Annotated in this window: 13 protein-coding genes and 6 tRNA genes; 13 read left to right on the forward strand and 6 right to left on the reverse strand. The window is 67.2% G+C overall.

The window, feature by feature from the left end:
• Positions 1–11 precede the first annotated feature (11 nt).
• The 5 genes from ppx to ACO6VK_RS12405 all read right to left on the reverse strand — a co-directional run bounded on the left by ppx (position 12) and on the right by ACO6VK_RS12405 (position 7,623).
• Positions 12–1,538, reverse strand: coding sequence for an exopolyphosphatase (gene ppx / locus ACO6VK_RS12385; protein ID WP_422507554.1), 1,527 nt, complete (start codon positions 1,536–1,538; stop codon positions 12–14).
• Positions 1,539–1,655: 117 nt separating this feature from the next.
• The gene (gene ppk1 / locus ACO6VK_RS12390) at positions 1,656–3,737 is read right to left on the reverse strand and encodes a polyphosphate kinase 1 (protein ID WP_422507556.1); all 2,082 of its coding nucleotides are present in this window, start codon (positions 3,735–3,737) and stop codon (positions 1,656–1,658) included.
• Positions 3,734–5,074 carry a phosphate regulon sensor histidine kinase PhoR gene (gene phoR, locus ACO6VK_RS12395; protein WP_422507558.1) on the reverse strand — a complete coding sequence of 447 codons (1,341 nt, stop codon included), beginning with the start codon at positions 5,072–5,074 and terminating at the stop codon, positions 3,734–3,736. Before phoR ends, ppk1 begins: the two co-directional genes overlap by 4 nt.
• 83 nt (positions 5,075–5,157) lie before the next feature.
• A complete protein-coding gene (phoB, locus tag ACO6VK_RS12400; RefSeq protein WP_017357317.1) occupies positions 5,158–5,847 on the reverse strand; it encodes a phosphate regulon transcriptional regulator PhoB in 690 nt (229 codons plus the stop codon).
• 135 nt (positions 5,848–5,982) lie between these two features.
• Complete coding sequence (locus tag ACO6VK_RS12405) at positions 5,983–7,623, reverse strand: M48 family metalloprotease (RefSeq protein WP_422507560.1); 1,641 nt, start codon at positions 7,621–7,623, stop codon at positions 5,983–5,985.
• A gap of 153 nt (positions 7,624–7,776) precedes the next feature.
• Between ACO6VK_RS12405 and grxC the strand changes: the two genes are divergently transcribed.
• From grxC to ACO6VK_RS12425, 4 genes are all read left to right on the forward strand, one after another.
• Positions 7,777–8,076: a glutaredoxin 3 gene (grxC, locus tag ACO6VK_RS12410; protein ID WP_411850060.1), complete on the forward strand. Its 300-nt coding sequence runs from the start codon at positions 7,777–7,779 to the stop codon at positions 8,074–8,076.
• Positions 8,073–8,465 carry a carboxymuconolactone decarboxylase family protein gene (locus ACO6VK_RS12415; protein WP_038690172.1) on the forward strand — a complete coding sequence of 131 codons (393 nt, stop codon included), beginning with the start codon at positions 8,073–8,075 and terminating at the stop codon, positions 8,463–8,465. The genes grxC and ACO6VK_RS12415 overlap by 4 nt, the downstream gene beginning before the upstream one ends.
• A 219-nt stretch (positions 8,466–8,684) precedes the next feature.
• Positions 8,685–9,692 carry an isocitrate dehydrogenase gene (locus ACO6VK_RS12420; RefSeq protein ID WP_422507563.1) on the forward strand — a complete coding sequence of 336 codons (1,008 nt, stop codon included), beginning with the start codon at positions 8,685–8,687 and terminating at the stop codon, positions 9,690–9,692.
• Between the two features lie 98 nt (positions 9,693–9,790).
• Entirely contained in the window at positions 9,791–10,546 is a 756-nt protein-coding gene (locus tag ACO6VK_RS12425) for a sulfite exporter TauE/SafE family protein (RefSeq protein WP_422507565.1), read from the forward strand.
• Positions 10,547–10,602: 56 nt separating this feature from the next.
• Here the strand turns inward: ACO6VK_RS12425 and ACO6VK_RS12430 are convergent, their stop codons facing one another.
• Positions 10,603–11,361: a Bax inhibitor-1/YccA family protein gene (locus ACO6VK_RS12430; protein WP_411850063.1), complete on the reverse strand. Its 759-nt coding sequence runs from the start codon at positions 11,359–11,361 to the stop codon at positions 10,603–10,605.
• Between the two features lie 179 nt (positions 11,362–11,540).
• Here ACO6VK_RS12430 and ACO6VK_RS12435 point away from each other — a divergent pair.
• The 9 genes from ACO6VK_RS12435 (at position 11,541) to clpP (ending at position 15,279) form a co-directional block, all read left to right on the forward strand.
• Positions 11,541–11,617 (forward strand) — tRNA-Pro (locus ACO6VK_RS12435).
• Positions 11,618–11,662: 45 nt separating this feature from the next.
• Positions 11,663–11,739, forward strand: a tRNA-Arg gene (locus ACO6VK_RS12440).
• Between the two features lie 35 nt (positions 11,740–11,774).
• Positions 11,775–11,851: transfer RNA gene (locus ACO6VK_RS12445), tRNA-His, on the forward strand.
• Between the two features lie 82 nt (positions 11,852–11,933).
• Positions 11,934–12,009 (forward strand) — tRNA-Lys (locus ACO6VK_RS12450).
• Between the two features lie 124 nt (positions 12,010–12,133).
• Positions 12,134–12,209: transfer RNA gene (locus tag ACO6VK_RS12455), tRNA-Lys, on the forward strand.
• A gap of 360 nt (positions 12,210–12,569) precedes the next feature.
• Positions 12,570–12,869, forward strand: a complete 300-nt coding sequence (locus ACO6VK_RS12460) for a hypothetical protein (RefSeq protein WP_422507567.1) — start codon at positions 12,570–12,572, stop codon at positions 12,867–12,869.
• A 100-nt stretch (positions 12,870–12,969) separates the two neighbouring features.
• Positions 12,970–13,054 (forward strand) — tRNA-Leu (locus tag ACO6VK_RS12465).
• 235 nt (positions 13,055–13,289) lie between these two features.
• Positions 13,290–14,585, forward strand: coding sequence for a trigger factor (gene tig, locus ACO6VK_RS12470; protein ID WP_411850064.1), 1,296 nt, complete (start codon positions 13,290–13,292; stop codon positions 14,583–14,585).
• Between the two features lie 67 nt (positions 14,586–14,652).
• Complete coding sequence (gene clpP, locus ACO6VK_RS12475) at positions 14,653–15,279, forward strand: ATP-dependent Clp endopeptidase proteolytic subunit ClpP (protein ID WP_422507569.1); 627 nt, start codon at positions 14,653–14,655, stop codon at positions 15,277–15,279.
• The last annotated feature ends 109 nt before the right edge of the window (positions 15,280–15,388 follow it).

The following is a 15,388-nucleotide window of genomic DNA, read 5'->3' on the forward strand; positions in this document are numbered from 1 at the left end:
GGCCGCCCGGTTCAGGCCACGAACGGCCGGAACTGCATCCCCAGCCCCGCCAGGCCCTCGGTCTCGCCGATCAGGTCGGCGCGCAGCAGCGGTCGTGCGTCGATGAACGCCTGCGGCAGGATCAGCGACAGCCGGGTGTCGTCGGCGGTCAGTTCCAGCGCCGGCATGGGCGTGTCTTCATGGGCGCGGTTGAGCAGTACCGCCAACCGCAGCAGGGCGGCCATGCGCCGTGCCGGCTGCAGCAGGCGCTCGGGCAGGGCATCGAAGGCGGCCTTGGGCACATTGCGGCGATGGGTGCGCACCAGCGCGGCCAGCAGCTGCTGTTCCTGGCGGGAGAAGCCGGCGATGTCGGAGTTCTCCAGCACATAGCTGCCGTGCACATGGTAACCGCTGTGCGCGATCATCAGGCCCAGCTCGTGCAGGCGCGCGGCCCAGCCGAGCATGCGTGCATCGTCGGGGTCCAGCCCCCAGGCGGCCTCCACCTGGCCAAGCAGGTTCATTGCGGTGCGTTCGACGCGCTCGGCCTGCACGGTATCGATCCCGTAGCGCAGGCTCAGCGCGGCCACCGACTCGTCGCGCAGGTCGTTCTCGCTGGCGCGGCCCAGGATGTCGTACAGGATGCCTTCGCGCATGGCGGCCTTGCTGACCAGCAGCTTCTGCAGGCCCAACGCCTGGAAGGCGGCCTCCAGCACCAGGATGCCGCCGGCGATGATCGGGCGGCGGTCGGCCGACAGACCGGGCAGGTCGATGTCTTCAATCCGCTTGGCCTTGAGCAGCTCGTCGCGCAGCTGCGGCAGGGCCTCGGCGGTGATCGCGCCCTTGCTCAGCTTCATCGTCGCGCAGATTTCGCTGATGGCCTTGTGCGTGCCCGACGAGCCCAGCGCTTCGTGCCAGCCCAGCGCGCGGTACTTGGTGGCGAACTGCTGGAACTCGGCGCCGATCTCGGTCAGCGCGTCCTTCCAGCGCTTGCGGCTGAGCTTGCCGCCGGGGAAGAAGCGCCGCGTGCTGGCAATGCAGCCGGCCTGCAGGCTTTCGCGCTCCAGGGTCTGCATGCCCTGGCCGATGATGAATTCGGTGGAGCCGCCGCCGATGTCGATCACCAGGCGGCGCTGGTCCGCCTTGGGCGGCTGCGCGTGGGCCACGCCGAGGTAGATCAGGCGCGCCTCCTCGCGGCCGCTGACCACTTCGATGGCATGCCCCAGCGCGGTTTCGGCCGGCATCAGGAAGGCCTGCGGCGAGCGCAGCTGGCGCACGGTATTGGTGGCCAGCGCGCGCACGCGCACCGGCGGGATGGCGCGGATGCGCTGGCCAAACCGGGCCAGACATTCCAGCGCGCGCTGCCGCGCATCGGCGGACAGGCCGCCCTTGCCATCCAGCCCATCGGCCATGCGCACCGTCTCGCGCAGGCGGTCAACCACCCGCAGCTGCCCGAGCGTGTAGCGCGCGATGACCATGTGGAAACTGTTCGATCCAAGATCGATGGCGGCGAGCAGGTCGCCATCCTGCAGGGCGGGCGGAGTCGTGGTGGTATGCGGCATGGGCGAATGTTAGCCGAAGGGTGGGGCGCCGCGTCACCGCGCCGCCTTCACATCAGGGTGCGTCCGGTGGTCGCGCCTTTTCCGGTCGGCGCGTCCACACCGGGCAGGTGCGGGCTCCTACAGACCCTGCATCAACGCCATCTGCGCCGAGTGGGGCGGCTCGTCATGGGCCGGGGCGCACTTGTGGTAGTTGCCGTCCGCGCGCAGTTCCCAGGCGTTGAGGTTGTCGTCCAGGTAGTTCTGCAGGACATCGCGGTACACCTTGCGTGCCAGCTCCGGGTCCAGGATCGGGAAACAGGTCTCCACCCGGCGCAGCAGGTTGCGCTCCAGCCAGTCGGCGCTGGCGCAGTACAGCTCGGCCGCGCCATCGTTGCCGAACCAGTACACCCGGCTGTGTTCCAGGAAGCGGCCGACGATCGAGCGCACCCGGATGTTGTCCGACACCCCCGGTACGCCGGGGCGCAGCGTGCACGCGCCGCGCACGATCAGGTCGATCTGCACGCCGGCCTGCGAGGCGGCATACAGCGCCCGCACCACCTGCGGTTCGTTCAGGGCGTTCATCTTGGCGATGATCCGGCCGGGACGTCCGCTGGCCGCCAGCCGGGTTTCGCGTTCGATCCGCTGCAGCACGCCGGTGTGCAGGGTGAAGGGCGACTGCAGCAGGCGCTTGAGCTTCATCCGCGGGGCCAGACCGGACAGCTGCTGGAACAGCAGGTGCACATCGTTGCCGATATCCGCATCGGCGGTGATCAGGCTGAGGTCGGTGTAGGCGCGCGCGGTGCCGCTGTGATAATTGCCGGTGCCCAGGTGCACGTAGCGCCGCAGCTTGCGGCCTTCGCGGCGCACGATCAGCAGCATCTTGGCGTGGGTCTTGTAGCCCACCACGCCGTACACCACCTGCACGCCGGCCTCCTGCAGGCGATCGGCCAGGCCGAGGTTGGCTTCCTCGTCAAAGCGCGCGCGCAGTTCGACCACCACCGTCACGTCCTTGCCGTTGCGCGCGGCCTGGATCAGCGCATCGACGATCAGCGAGTCCTTGCCGGTGCGATACAGCGTCTGTTTGATCGCCAGCACGTTGGGGTCGATCGCGGCCTGCTTGATCAGGTCGAGCACGGCGGTGAACGCGTCGAACGGGTGGTGCAGCAGCACGTCCTGGCGGGCCACCACCTCGAAGATGCCGTCGCTGTCGCGCAGCGTGCGCGGACTCATCGGCGGGTACTTCAGGTCCGGGCGGGCCAGCAGGTCGTACAGCTGCACCACGCGGTTGAGATTGACCGGCCCGTCGATGCGGTAGACCGCGTTTTCGGTCAGCCCGAAGTTCTGCAGCAGGGTGCGCACGATGTCGCGCGGGCAATCCTGCGCGATCTCCAGCCGCACCGCAGGGCGGTAGCCGCGGTCGACCAGCTCGTCGCGCAGCGCCAGCGCCAGGTTCTCCACCTCTTCCTCGTCCACCACCAGCTCGGAATTGCGGGTGACGCGGAACTGGTAGGCGCCCTGGACTTCCATGCCCGGGAACAGCTCATCCACGAAGGTGGACAGCACCGAGGACAGGAAGACGTAGGTCTGCCCGCCGCCCAGCTTCTCGGGCAGCTGGATGATGCGCGGCAGCGAACGCGGCGCACGCACGATGGCCAGGTGGCCGGCGCGGCCGAACGCATCGGTACCCTTGAGCACCACCACGATGTTCAGCGACTTGTTGAGGATCTTCGGGAACGGGTGCGACGGGTCCAGGCCCAGCGGCGACAGCACCGGCATGATCTCGTTGCGGAAATAGGCGCGCAGCCAGCGCTTCTGGCGGTGGGTCCACGCATTGCGGCCGAGCACGTCGATGCCGGCCTCGTGGAGGGCCGGGCGCAGGGTGTCGTTCCAGCAGCGGTACTGCTGGTCGACCAGCTGCGCGGCGCGGTCATGGATGGCGTTGAGGATGGCCTGCGGGCTCATGCCGTCCGGTGCCGGTGGCAGGCCGAACTCCTGCGCGTGGCGCACGGCGGCGGCGCGGATCTCGAAGAACTCGTCCAGGTTGGTGCACGAGATGCACAGGAAGCGCAGGCGCTCCAGCAGCGGCACCTGGGTATCGAGCGCCTGGGCCAGCACGCGGAAGTTGAAGTCGAGCTGGGACAGCTCGCGGTTGATGTACAGCGCGGGGTCGCGCAACGGATCGCTGTCCACATGCACAACGGCTGGAACGAGATTGCTCATGCGGAGAAATCCTCGGAAGCGGAAAGGGAGGCCAGGTCGTTGCGCGTGCGCACGTGATCGGCATCGAAGTGGCAGGAGAACACGCTGCCCTTGCCGACCTCGCTCTGGATCTCCAGGCGGGCGTGGTGCAGGCCAAGAATGTGTTTGACGATCGACAGGCCCAGCCCGGTGCCGCCGCTTTCGCGCGAACGGCTGCTGGAGACCCGGTAGAAGCGCTCGGTCAGGCGCGGCAGGTGGGTGGCCGGAATGCCGTAGCCGCTGTCGCGTACCGACAGCACCGCGCCATCGCCTTCGCGCGCCAGCACCACCTCGACCCGGCCACCGGCGGGCGTATAGCGCACCGCGTTGGTGACCAGATTGGAGAAGGCGCTGTGCAGTTCCTTGTTGGAGCCCTGCAGGTCCACCCCGGCGCTGTCCACGATGCTGATCTGGTGGCGGCCCTGGCTGTGCGCCTCGGCCTCGCGGCGCAGGGTGGCCAGCATCGGCGTCATCGCCACGGTTTCTTCTTCGGTGTGTTCCTGCGATTCCAGCCGCGACAGGGTCAGCAGGTCTTCCACCAGCTGGGCCATGCGCTGGGACTGCTTGCGCATCTCCTCCAGCATCGGGCCGGTGCCGGGGAAGTCCTCCGGGTCCATCATGTCCAGGTAGCCGTGCACCACCGTCAGGGGCGTGCGCAGTTCGTGCGAGACGTTGGCCACGAAGTCGCGGCGTACCTGTTCCAGGCGCAGCAGCTTGCTCACATCGCGCGCGATCAGCAGCCAGTAGTCGGGCGAGTAGGGGATCAGGCGCAGGTTCAGGCGGATCGCCGGATCCACCGGCGACGGCACGTCCAGAATCGGCTCGGCATTGCGGCCGCCCGCCAGCCAGTGTGCCAGCGGCATCGGCTGCAGGCGTTCGACCAGGGCTTCGCCGAGGTCGCCGGGATGGTGCAGGCCCAGCAGCGAGGTCGCCGCTTCGTTGAACCACTGCACGCGCTGGCTGTTGCGATCCACCACCACCACCGCATCGGGCAGGGCCGCCGCAGCGGCGCGGTAGCTGCGCAGCATGTCCAGCAGGCGCCGCTTGCGCGTGCGCATTTCCAGCTGGTTGCGGTACAGCAGGCGGTCCAGTTCATTCCACACGCCGGTGCCGTCGCCGACGTCCCAGCGATGACGCGCGGTCAGCCGGCGCAGCACCCGGCGCAGCCGCCAGTAGTGCCAGGCCAGCGCACCGATGGCCGCCAGCGCGATGCACATCCATACCTGTCCCAGCAGCAGGCCCAGCACGGCGGCCGCCAGCAGCAGGGTGGCCAGGGTAGCCAGCGTTTTCAACCAGGCAGAACGGATGTGGCGCGGCATTGCAGTCTCGTAAAAAAAGTCCGTAGAGCGGGGCTCTGCCCCGCTGGGTAAGGCGGCGCCGCCCCGCGCTGAACGGGCTGGAATCAGGTGGCGGTGGAGAAGCGGTAGCCGGCGCCGCGCACGGTCTGCACCATGTTCTCCGCACCGAACGGTTCCAGCGTCTTGCGCAGGCGGCGGATGTGCACGTCGATGGTACGTTCTTCAACATACACGCTGCCGCCCCACACGTGGTCGAGCAGCTGCGCGCGGGTATAGACGCGCTCGGGATGGGTCATGAAGAAGTGCAGCAGGCGGTACTCGGTGGGGCCGATCGGCACCGGCTGGTCACCGGCGAACACCCGGTGCGCCGCGCCGTCGATACGGATCGTGCCGACCGCCACGCTGCCGTCCTCGTCGTCGTCGCGGGCACGGCGCATCACCGCACGGATGCGGGCCAGCAGTTCGCGCGCCGAGAACGGCTTGACCACGTAGTCATCCACGCCGGCTTCCAGCCCGCCGACACGGTCGTTCTCCTCACCACGGGCGGTGAGCATGATGATCGGCACCTCACGGGTGAGGGCCTCTTTGCGCCAGCGCCGGGCCAGGTCCAGGCCGCTGGTGCCCGGGAGCATCCAGTCCAGCAGGATCAGGTCCGGGACGCGGTCGGCGATGGCGGTCTGCGCCTCGCGGGCATCGCCGGCGTGGATCGGATCGTAGTCGCCCTTGCGCAGGGCAAAAGCGACCATTTCGCGGATCGCGGGTTCGTCGTCGACGATCAGGATGCGTTTCTGCACGTGCCCACCGTAATGCTTATCAGACCGGGATTGAGCCCAGTAGACTACGGTTTCATGACATGTTTGTGACGACCTGGCCGGGTATCGGTGCGTTGTGCCATCGGCCGGTCATGTAGACCGGGCCGGTGAGCTGGCTCAGCGCCGGTCCAGGTCGGGGTCCTGGATGCCCTGCCGGCGCATTTCCAGCACGGTCGGGGTGATCGCCTCGATCCGCGCGTCCACCCGTGCGCGGCCGACATAGTCCAGCGCCGGCTGGCGCTTGAGTGCCTGCAGCTGGATCAGCGCCTGCTCCGGCCGGCCGCTCAGGAAGGCGGCTTCGGCGTAGGCCTCGCTGGCGCGGGTGGTGTCCCCGGCCAGTTCGCTGGCCCGGGCGAAACGGGTCTGGAACACCGGATCATTGCCACTTTGCGACAGCAGCGGGCGCAGCATGGCCTGCGCGCGCTGGCCGGCCTCGCGCCCGCCCTGCTCGTTCAGGATGGCCGCGAAGGTCAGCGCCACCGGCCGGCTGCCCGGATGCTGGCGCAGCAGGGCCTCGAAGCGGGCATTGGCCTGGGCCGGCTGGCCGGCGCGGGATTCGGCCTCGCCCAGTGCCAGTGCCACCCACAGGTTGTCGGGGTGGTCGCGCAGCAGGGCCTGCAGGTCGTCGCGGGCCTGGCCGGCGGCACTGCTGCGCAGCCGTGCCAGGGCCAGCCCGTAGCGCTGCGGCTCGGTCAGACCGCCCTTCTGCGCGCGCTGCAGGTTTTCATATTCCTTCAGCACATCGCCGGGCGTGTCGGCGCTCAGCACCCGCAGCCGCTCGCGGGCCCACTCGAACTGCCCGGTGGCGCCGCGGCTCAGCGCGTTCACCGAGACCTGCATGGAGGCTGGCAGCAGCGGGTTGTTGCGCCGGACCAGCGGGTCGGACAGCGCCGGGTCGGCCGGGTCCACGCGTTCCTGGCGCACGCCGCCGGGGACGGCGGTGGTCAGCAGCACGGTGTCCTTCTTCATCTGCTCGGCGCGCGATTTGGCCTCGCTGATGCGGGTGGTGGTGACCGGGTGGGTCTGCAGGAAGTCCGGCACCGAATAGCCGCCGGCGTTGCCCCGCATCGAGGCGGACATGCGTTCGAAGAAGCCGGCCATCGCATCCACGTCGTAGCCGCTGCGGGCCAGGGTGCGGATGCCGAGCCGGTCGGCTTCGGATTCATTGGAGCGGGTGTAGTTGATCTGACGCTGCTGCATCAGGCCCATGCCGGAGGTGATCGCCGCCATCGTCGCATCGCCGGAGGAATTGCCTCCGGCCTGCTGCGCGGCAACCACCGCCGCCAGCATGCCCAGCAGGATCGGAATCTGGTCACGCTGGGCGCGTTCGACCCCGCGCAGCACATGCTGCTGGGTGACGTGGGCGATTTCGTGGGACAGCACCGCCGCCACCTCGTCCTCGCGTTCGGCCGTCAGCACCAGCCCGGCGTTGACCCCGATGTAGCCGCCCAGCGTGGCGAACGCATTGATCTGGCGGTCCTTGAGCATGAAGAAGGTGTAGGGCTGCCGTGGCTGGGCGCTGTTGGAACCCAGCCGTGCGCCCATCGTCTGCAGCCAGTCGTCCACCAGCGGGTCGTCGAGGAGATAGCCGTAGTTGCGCAGTTCGCGCAGCATCATCCCGCCGTATTCGGCCTGGCGCGCCGGAGTCAGCAGTTCGCCGGCCGAGGAGCCGATGTCCGGCAGCTTGCTGTCCTGGGCCGAGGCCAGCGGCACGGCCAGGGCCAGGGTCAACGCAGCGGAAAGCAGCAGAGGGCGCAAACGAAGCTCCTGGAAGGGTAGGGCGGGTACAGCCGGTACAGGGTGGCAGGGGCCCTGCAAATCTATGGTTAATCCACAGTGTTGCGGCGGTGACGTGGAAATTCCAGCGGGCCGCTACCATATACAGACACTCGTTCCGCTGTGGAGTTTCCCGTGAGCCAAGATGTCGCTTCCACCCCGGGTGGCGCGCCCGCCATCACCATCTATTCGACCGCGGTCTGCCCCTACTGCGTGGCGGCCAAGAACTTCCTCAAGAGCAAAGGGCGCGACTGGACCGAAGTCCGGATCGACCTGGACCCGGTCGAGCGCGAGAAAATGATGGCCAAGACCCGTCGCACCAGCGTGCCGCAGATCTTCGTCGGCGACGTCCACGTGGGCGGCTACGACGACATGATGGCGCTGCACCGCGCCGGCAAGCTGGAACCCCTGCTGGCCGGCGAGGGCCAGGCATGAGCGCGGCCGACGACGGCAGCAAGGACCGCATCGCCGAATTCACCGAATTCCGCCAGCGCATGAACCAGCGCATCCTCGGCGAGCCCAACCAGGTCGTGCGGCGCTTCTTCGCGCTGGACACCCAGACCTACCAGGCCGGCGCGCTGGATGTGAAGACCAAGGAGCTGCTCGGTCTGGTTGCCTCGATGGTGCTGCGCTGCGACGACTGCATCAGCTACCACGTGGCCCAGTGCAAGGACGCCGGCGTCACCCGCGAGGAGTTCTTCGAGACCTTCTCGGTCGGCCTGGTGGTCGGGGGCTCCATCGTGATCCCGCACCTGCGCCGCGCGGTCGACTTCCTGGACCAGCTCGAAGGGGGCGCCGCCGCGCCGGCCGTTCACGAACATTGATGGGAACTGTCCGGCCGACGGTCGGGCGCCACCGGTGGTTTCCCCGCGAACGTACCGGCAGGTGCCGACCGCAGGTCGGTACCGCCCGCGGTCTGGGACTAAAGGCTGATTTGGGGTCCCCGGGCCGGCTCAGGCATAATTGCGGGTGAAACTTCCCTTGCGCCGGTGCTTCGCGCACCTGACGGATGGCGCTTCCCCCTCGGTTCGGAATACATATCAATGACGCAGAAAATCACGGTCATCCGCGGCGACGGCATCGGCCCGGAGATCATGGACGCTACCCTGTTCGTGCTCGGCAAGCTCGACACCGGCTTTGAATACGAAGACGCCGATGCGGGCCTGGTCGCGCTGGAGAAGCACGGCGACCTGATGCCGGCCTCCACGCTGGAATCGATCGCACGCAACAAGATCGCCCTGAAGAGCCCGCTGACCACCCCGGTCGGTGGTGGCTTCACCTCGATCAACGTCAGCCTGCGTCGCCACTTCGACCTGTACGCCAACGTGCGTCCGGCGACCTCGTTCCCGAACACCAAGTCGCGCTTCGGCGACGGCGTGAACCTGATCACCGTGCGTGAGAACACCGAAGGCGCGTACCTGGCCGAAGGCCAGGAAGTCTCGGCCGACGGCGAAACCGCCTTCTCCGGCACCCGCATCACCCGCAAGGGCTCCGAGCGCATCGTGCGCTACGCCTTCGAGCTGGCCCGCAGCACCGGCCGCAAGAAGGTCACTGCCGTGCACAAGGCCAACATCATCAAGTCGACCTCGGGCCTGTTCCTGGCCGTGGCGCGCGAAGTGGCGGCCAAGTACCCGGACATCGAGTTCCAGGAAATGATCGTCGACAACGCCTGCATGCAGCTGGTGATGCGTCCGGAGCAGTTCGACATCATCGTCACCACCAACCTGTTCGGCGACATCATCTCCGACCTGTGCGCCGGCCTCGTCGGCGGCCTGGGCCTGGCCCCGGGCGCCAACATCGGTGTGGACGCGGCGATCTTCGAAGCCGTGCACGGCACCGCGCCGGACATCGCGGGCCAGGGCAAGGCCAATCCGTGCGCGCTGCTGCTCGCCGCCGCACAGATGCTGGACCACGTCGGCCAGACCGACAACGCCGAGCGCCTGCGCAAGGCCATCGTGGCGACGCTGGAAGCCAAGGATTCGCTGACCGGCGACCTCGGTGGCACCGGCAACACGATGGGCTTCGCCCAGGCCATCGCCAGCCGTCTGTAAGCGGTCCAGGCGTCGCCCGGTAACCTCCAGCGGGGCGCCTACGGGCGCCCCGTTGCGTTTGCGTCGCACGCGGCGCGCAGTGCGGCAGGAGCAAGGCAATGGAGTCGGTGTATGTGATCGTGGCGCTCGGCGCGATCGTGGCGGGATTCGTGCAGGGGCTGTCGGGGTTCGCCTTCGGCCTGGTCGCCATGTCCTTCTGGGCGTGGACGCTGGACCCGCGGCTGGCCGCGACCCTGTCGGTGTTCGGCGCCCTGGTGGGGCAGTTGCTGGCGGCCTTCACCGTGCGCCGCGGCTTCGATCTGCAGCGGCTGCTGCCGTTCGTGCTGGGGGGCCTGGCCGGCATTCCGCTCGGTGTGGCCGTGCTGCCGCACCTGGACATGGACTGGTTCAAGGCGCTGCTGGGCGGGCTGCTGGTGATCTGGTGCCCGGCCATGCTGATGGCGCGGTCGCTGCCGCGGATCACCGCCGGCGGCCGGATCGCGGATGCGGCAGTCGGCATGGCCGGCGGTGTGCTCGGTGGCATCGGCGGGTTCACCGGCACCCTGCCAACGCTGTGGTGCACGCTGCGCGGCATGGACAAGGATGCCCAGCGCGCCATCATCCAGAACTTCAACCTGTCCATGCTGCTGGTGACGATGGGCATCTACCTCGCCACCGGCGTGGTCACCGCGCAGGTGCTGCCGCTGTTTGCCATCGTCGCGCCGGCGATGCTGCTGCCCACCCTGTTCGGCGCCAAGCTGTACATCGGGATCAGCGAGGCACGCTTCCGCCAGATCGTGCTGGGCCTGCTCACCGCTTCGGGGGTGGCGCTGCTGGCCTCGTCGGTGCCGGCGCTGCTGGCACGCGCGGGCTGACCAACGAAAAAGGGCGCCATCCGGCGCCCTTTTCCGTGCCGCCACGGGGGCGTGGCTCAGCGACTCTGCAGCTTGGACAGCAGGCGCAGGAACTCCACGTACAGCCACACCAGCGTGACCATCAGGCCGAACGCGCCGTACCACTCCATGTACTTGGGTGCACGCGCGGCGGCGCCGGTTTCGATGAAGTCGAAATCCAGCACCAGGTTCAGCGCCGCCACCACCACCACGAACAGGCTGAAGGCGATGCCCCAGCCGCTGGCTTCGTGGATGACGGGAACGTTGATGTTGAAGAAGCTCAGCACGAACGAGGCCAGGTACAGCAGCGCGATGCCGCCGGTGGCAGCCACGACGCCGAGCTTGAAGTTCTCGGTGACCTTGATCAGGCCGCTGCGGTAGGCCACCAGCAGGGCGAACAGGGTGCCGAAGGTGAGCAGCACGGCCTGGAACACGATGCCCGGGAACTTCATTTCGAACACGGCCGAGATCGCGCCCAGGAAGAAGCCTTCCACCAGTGCGTACAGCGGGGCGGTCACCGGCGACCAGGCCTTCTTGAACACCGTGACCAGTGCCAGCACCAGCCCGCCAATGGCGCCGCCGACGGCATAGATCATCGCGCCCGGGGCGATCTGCCCATCGGCGCCGACGGTCTGGCTCCAGGCGAATGCAGCGGTGAGCACGGTCAGCAACAGCAGGATGCCGGTCTTGTTGACCGTGCCATTGATGGTCATCGCCTGGTCGGGCGAGCTCACGACCGAGCCGCTGGCCAGGTCGAGGAAGGTCGACTCGGAAAGGGCGGGATTACCGCTGCGCATTGCCAATCTCCTTGAAAGGGGTAGGGTTCGGCCGTCCGGCCGCTGCATCGAGGATAGCCGAAGCAGGGGGGTGCGATGGCGACAGGTGAATTGATGTGTGAAAACCGTTGACAGATGCCTCGCCGATTCCCACAATAGCCGACTCTTTCGGGGGGAACCTCGGAGGGAAACAAAACCGCCGGGGTATAGCGCAGTCTGGTAGCGCGCCTGCTTTGGGAGCAGGATGTCGGGGGTTCGAATCCCTCTACCCCGACCAATCCGCTGCTCAGAACGGGATTGGAAATGCGACAATCCGGATCGAGCGCCCGTAGCTCAACTGGATAGAGCACCGGCCTTCTAAGCCGGCGGTTACAGGTTCGATTCCTGTCGGGCGCGCCATTCGGTGCAAGCGGTAGGAAGCAAAGGTTTCAGTGGTGGCTGTAGCTCAGTTGGTTAGAGTACCGGATTGTGATTCCGGTGGTCGGGGGTTCGAATCCCCTCAGCCACCCCACTGATCAAAACCTGGTTCACCAAAAGTGAATCAGGGTTGCAAAAAAAGGCAGTCACGTTACAATGTGCGCCTGAGTTTTTCAGGGCTGTTAGCTCAGTTGGTAGAGCAGTTGACTCTTAATCAATAGGTCCAAGGTTCGAATCCTTGACAGCCCACCAAGACAGAAGCCATCCGGTCCGCCGGGTGGCTTTTTTCTTTGCCGGTAAAGTGGTTTCTCCGCCGTTCAAATAAAGCGCTTGCATCGGTGGAAGGAATTCCTGCATAATTCGCCTCCCGATTTTCGGGCTGTTAGCTCAGTTGGTAGAGCAGTTGACTCTTAATCAATAGGTCCAAGGTTCGAATCCTTGACAGCCCACCAAGACAGAAGCCGCCTGGTCCGCCAGGCGGCTTTTTTCTTTCCCGGACCCCGGCAGTAGCTCGCGCACCGTCTGGAGCGAAGCCCCCTTGAGTCAAGGGGGCGCGGCAACGCCGCGGGGATCTGGGTGCTGATGAGATGGGGCCCACGGAGTGCGCAGCACTGCGTGGGGCTGCGGCGCGAATGCGCGGCAGCTTCCCGCCAGCTGCACGCATGCCGGCCGCGCGGAGAGGGGAAACGCCTCGCGAACGCGGTGCATGCGTCAGTCGAACCCGGCAATCTGTAGACCGGCGCACGCATCACGGCGGTTCAACGCGCTTCACTTGAGCTTCCGCGCCTCGGCGCACGTTCAGGGAAAAAAGCATGAATCGCCTGATATCCGCCGCCGCTGCGCTTGCCGTGGGCACGGTTGTCGTGTTGTCCGCCCAGGCGCAGACACCGCCTGCCGCGCCTGCCACCTCCAACGTCGCCGGCACCGCCGTCCCTCACGGGGCGGTGGAGCGCCATCCCCAGCCCGCGCAACGCGTGCGGCGCGATCCGGCCGATCCGCAGGCCGTGGCCCTGGTGACCGCCGTTCTGACCGGGCCCTGCGTCGAATCGGCGGCGCTGTCCGGGCCGACGGCCAACGCAGGTGCCCCCGCCGTGCCCGCCGTCGAGGACTGATTCGGCCACGAGCGCGGCAGGAAAGCCAACGGGTTAAGCAATGTGATGACCTTCCTGTTTGCGCTCCCGCCTGCAACAATGTGCCGCTGAGCGCACGCTCGCGAAAGTGGCGGAATTGGTAGACGCCCTGGATTTAGGTTCCAGTGCCGCAAGGCGTGGGGGTTCGAGTCCCCCCTTTCGCACCAGTGCGGGCCGGTTTGGCCCGCACCCATGACCAAGGGCACGTCCCGGATCCGGGAGACGGCCACATGCTGGCCGTGATACGCCCTGTGACGTTCCCGGCCCTGTGCTGGCGGCGCTGGCCGGAATCGGCGAAACTACAGGGCTGCGGCGGGCAAGCGCGTTCACGACCCCGCGTCCAAAACCCGTTTCATCCATCACATCGTGCCGGGGCCCATGCCTCCGGTGGCAGGAGTCAACATGCAAGCTTCGATCGAATCCACCGGCAACCTGGAACGCCGCCTGACCTTCTCGCTGCCGGAAGACCGCCTGCAGACCCACATCAGCGGCCGTCTGGGCGAAATCGCCCGTACCGCGCGGATCAAGGGCTTCCGTCCGGGCAAGATCCCGGCCAAGGTGATCGAGCAGCGTTTCGGCCAGCAGGTCCGCAGCGAGGCCGTTGACGGCCTCCTGCGCGAAACCTTCGATGCCGCACTGCGCGAGCATGAGCTGCGCATCGCCGGCACCCCGCGCATCGACAAGGGCGACGAAGGCGAGTTCTCCTTCGTGGCCACCGTCGAGCTGGTGCCGGACTTCGGCGACGTGGACGTCAGCAAGCTGACCGTGGTGCGCCACACCGCCGAGATCAACGATGCCGACATCGACCAGATGATCCAGAACCTGCGCGAGCAGCGCCGCAGCTGGAGCCCGGTCACCCGTGGTGCCCAGGACGGCGATCTGGTTGCGCTGGAAACCTGGTCGCAGGCCGGCGACGAGCGCCTGCCGGCCGAAGGCAGCGAAAAGGGCAGCGTGATCGTGGGCCAGGGCATGATGTTCGAGCAGATCGAACAGGGCCTGGTCGGTCTGGCCAAGGGTGAGGAAAAGACCCTCGACGTCGAGTTCCCGGCTGACTGGCGCGTGCCGGCACTGGCGGGCAAGCAGGTCAAGGTCACCGTCAAGGCGGTGGACGTGTCCGAGCCGGTGCTGCCGGAAGTCGACGCCGACTTCATCAAGAGCTTCGGTGTGAAGGGTGGCGACGTGGAGCAGTTCCGCAAGGACATCCGCGCCAACCTGGAGCGCGAGCTGAAGGGCGCGCTGATGAACCGCCTGCGCCGTGAAGTGGGCGAGCAGCTGATCGCCGCCTATGCGTCGGTGGAAATGCCGCCGCGCCTGGTCGAGAACGAAGCCCGCGCCATGCTGGCCCAGCAGATCGAGCAGATCCGCCGCAGCGGCCGCAACCCGGGCGACGTCCCGGCCGACGCCCATGAAGGCTTCAAGGACGCCGCCGCCAAGCGCGTGCTGGTCGGCCTGCTGGTCGGTGAAGTGGCCCGCAAGAACGACCTGCGCCTGGACCCCAAGCGCCTGAATGAAACCATGCGCCTGATCGCCTCGACCTATGAAGAGCCGGAGCAGGTCATTGAGATGTACCGCAACGACCCCCAGCTGATGAGTGGGCTGCAGAACCGCGTGATGGAAGAGCAGGTGATCGACTGGATCGCCGAGCGCGCCCAGCACACCGAGCAGCCGATGTCGTTCCAGGACGCCATCCGTCAGTAAGCGGACGGCGTTTCACGCCCCGCGCTCCGGCGCGGGGTTGTCCCCCCCAAGATAGGTGCCTCACGTAATGGACAACCGAACCAAAGCCCTGAACCTGGTTCCGATGGTGGTCGAGCAGACCAGCCGCGGCGAGCGCGCCTATGACATCTATTCGCGCCTGTTGAAGGAGCGCCTGATCTTCCTCGTGGGCCCGATCGACGATCACATGGCCAACGTGGTGGTGGCGCAGTTGCTGTTCCTGGAATCGGAAAACCCGGAAAAGGACATCAACATCTACATCAACTCGCCCGGTGGCGTGGTCACCGCCGGCATGGCGATCTACGACACCATGCAGTACATCAAGCCGAATGTGAGCACCACCTGCATCGGCCAGGCGGCCTCGATGGGCGCCCTGCTGCTGGCCGCGGGTGAAGCCGGCAAGCGCTATGCGCTGCCCAATTCGCGCGTGATGATCCACCAGCCGCTGGGCGGCTACCAGGGCCAGGCCACGGATATCGACATCCATGCGCGCGAGATCCTGACGCTGCGTTCGCGCCTGAATGAAATCCTGGCACGGCACACCGGCCAGTCGATGGAGACCATCGCGCGTGATACCGAGCGCGACAACTTCAAGAGCGCGTCCGAGGCGATGGCCTACGGGCTGGTCGACCAGGTGCTGGAACGTCGTCCGGAAGAGTCGATCCAGCCGGCGTGATGACGCCACCAGGCCGGCATTCCGGCTTGTTTCCGCAGGGTCGGGCAGGACTGGCGTCCTCCGGGCCCTGTGTTATTCTCGAATCGAACCCCCGTTCAGCGGGTGGGGT

Origin of the sequence: Stenotrophomonas sp. GZD-301, from assembly GCF_049310345.1 — a bacterium.
In the GTDB taxonomy this organism is placed as follows: domain Bacteria; phylum Pseudomonadota; class Gammaproteobacteria; order Xanthomonadales; family Xanthomonadaceae; genus Stenotrophomonas.

Coding starts and splice junctions, on each gene's coding strand:
- ppx (WP_422507554.1), bottom strand. CDS start 1,538: ATGCCGCATACCACCACGACTCCGCCCGCCCTGCAGGATGGCGACCTG.
- ppk1 (WP_422507556.1), bottom strand. CDS start 3,737: ATGAGCAATCTCGTTCCAGCCGTTGTGCATGTGGACAGCGATCCGTTG.
- phoR (WP_422507558.1), bottom strand. CDS start 5,074: ATGCCGCGCCACATCCGTTCTGCCTGGTTGAAAACGCTGGCTACCCTG.
- ACO6VK_RS12415 (WP_038690172.1), top strand. CDS start 8,073: ATGAGCGCGGCCGACGACGGCAGCAAGGACCGCATCGCCGAATTCACC.
- ACO6VK_RS12420 (WP_422507563.1), top strand. CDS start 8,685: ATGACGCAGAAAATCACGGTCATCCGCGGCGACGGCATCGGCCCGGAG.
- ACO6VK_RS12425 (WP_422507565.1), top strand. CDS start 9,791: ATGGAGTCGGTGTATGTGATCGTGGCGCTCGGCGCGATCGTGGCGGGA.
- ACO6VK_RS12430 (WP_411850063.1), bottom strand. CDS start 11,361: ATGCGCAGCGGTAATCCCGCCCTTTCCGAGTCGACCTTCCTCGACCTG.
- ACO6VK_RS12460 (WP_422507567.1), top strand. CDS start 12,570: ATGAATCGCCTGATATCCGCCGCCGCTGCGCTTGCCGTGGGCACGGTT.
- tig (WP_411850064.1), top strand. CDS start 13,290: ATGCAAGCTTCGATCGAATCCACCGGCAACCTGGAACGCCGCCTGACC.
- clpP (WP_422507569.1), top strand. CDS start 14,653: ATGGACAACCGAACCAAAGCCCTGAACCTGGTTCCGATGGTGGTCGAG.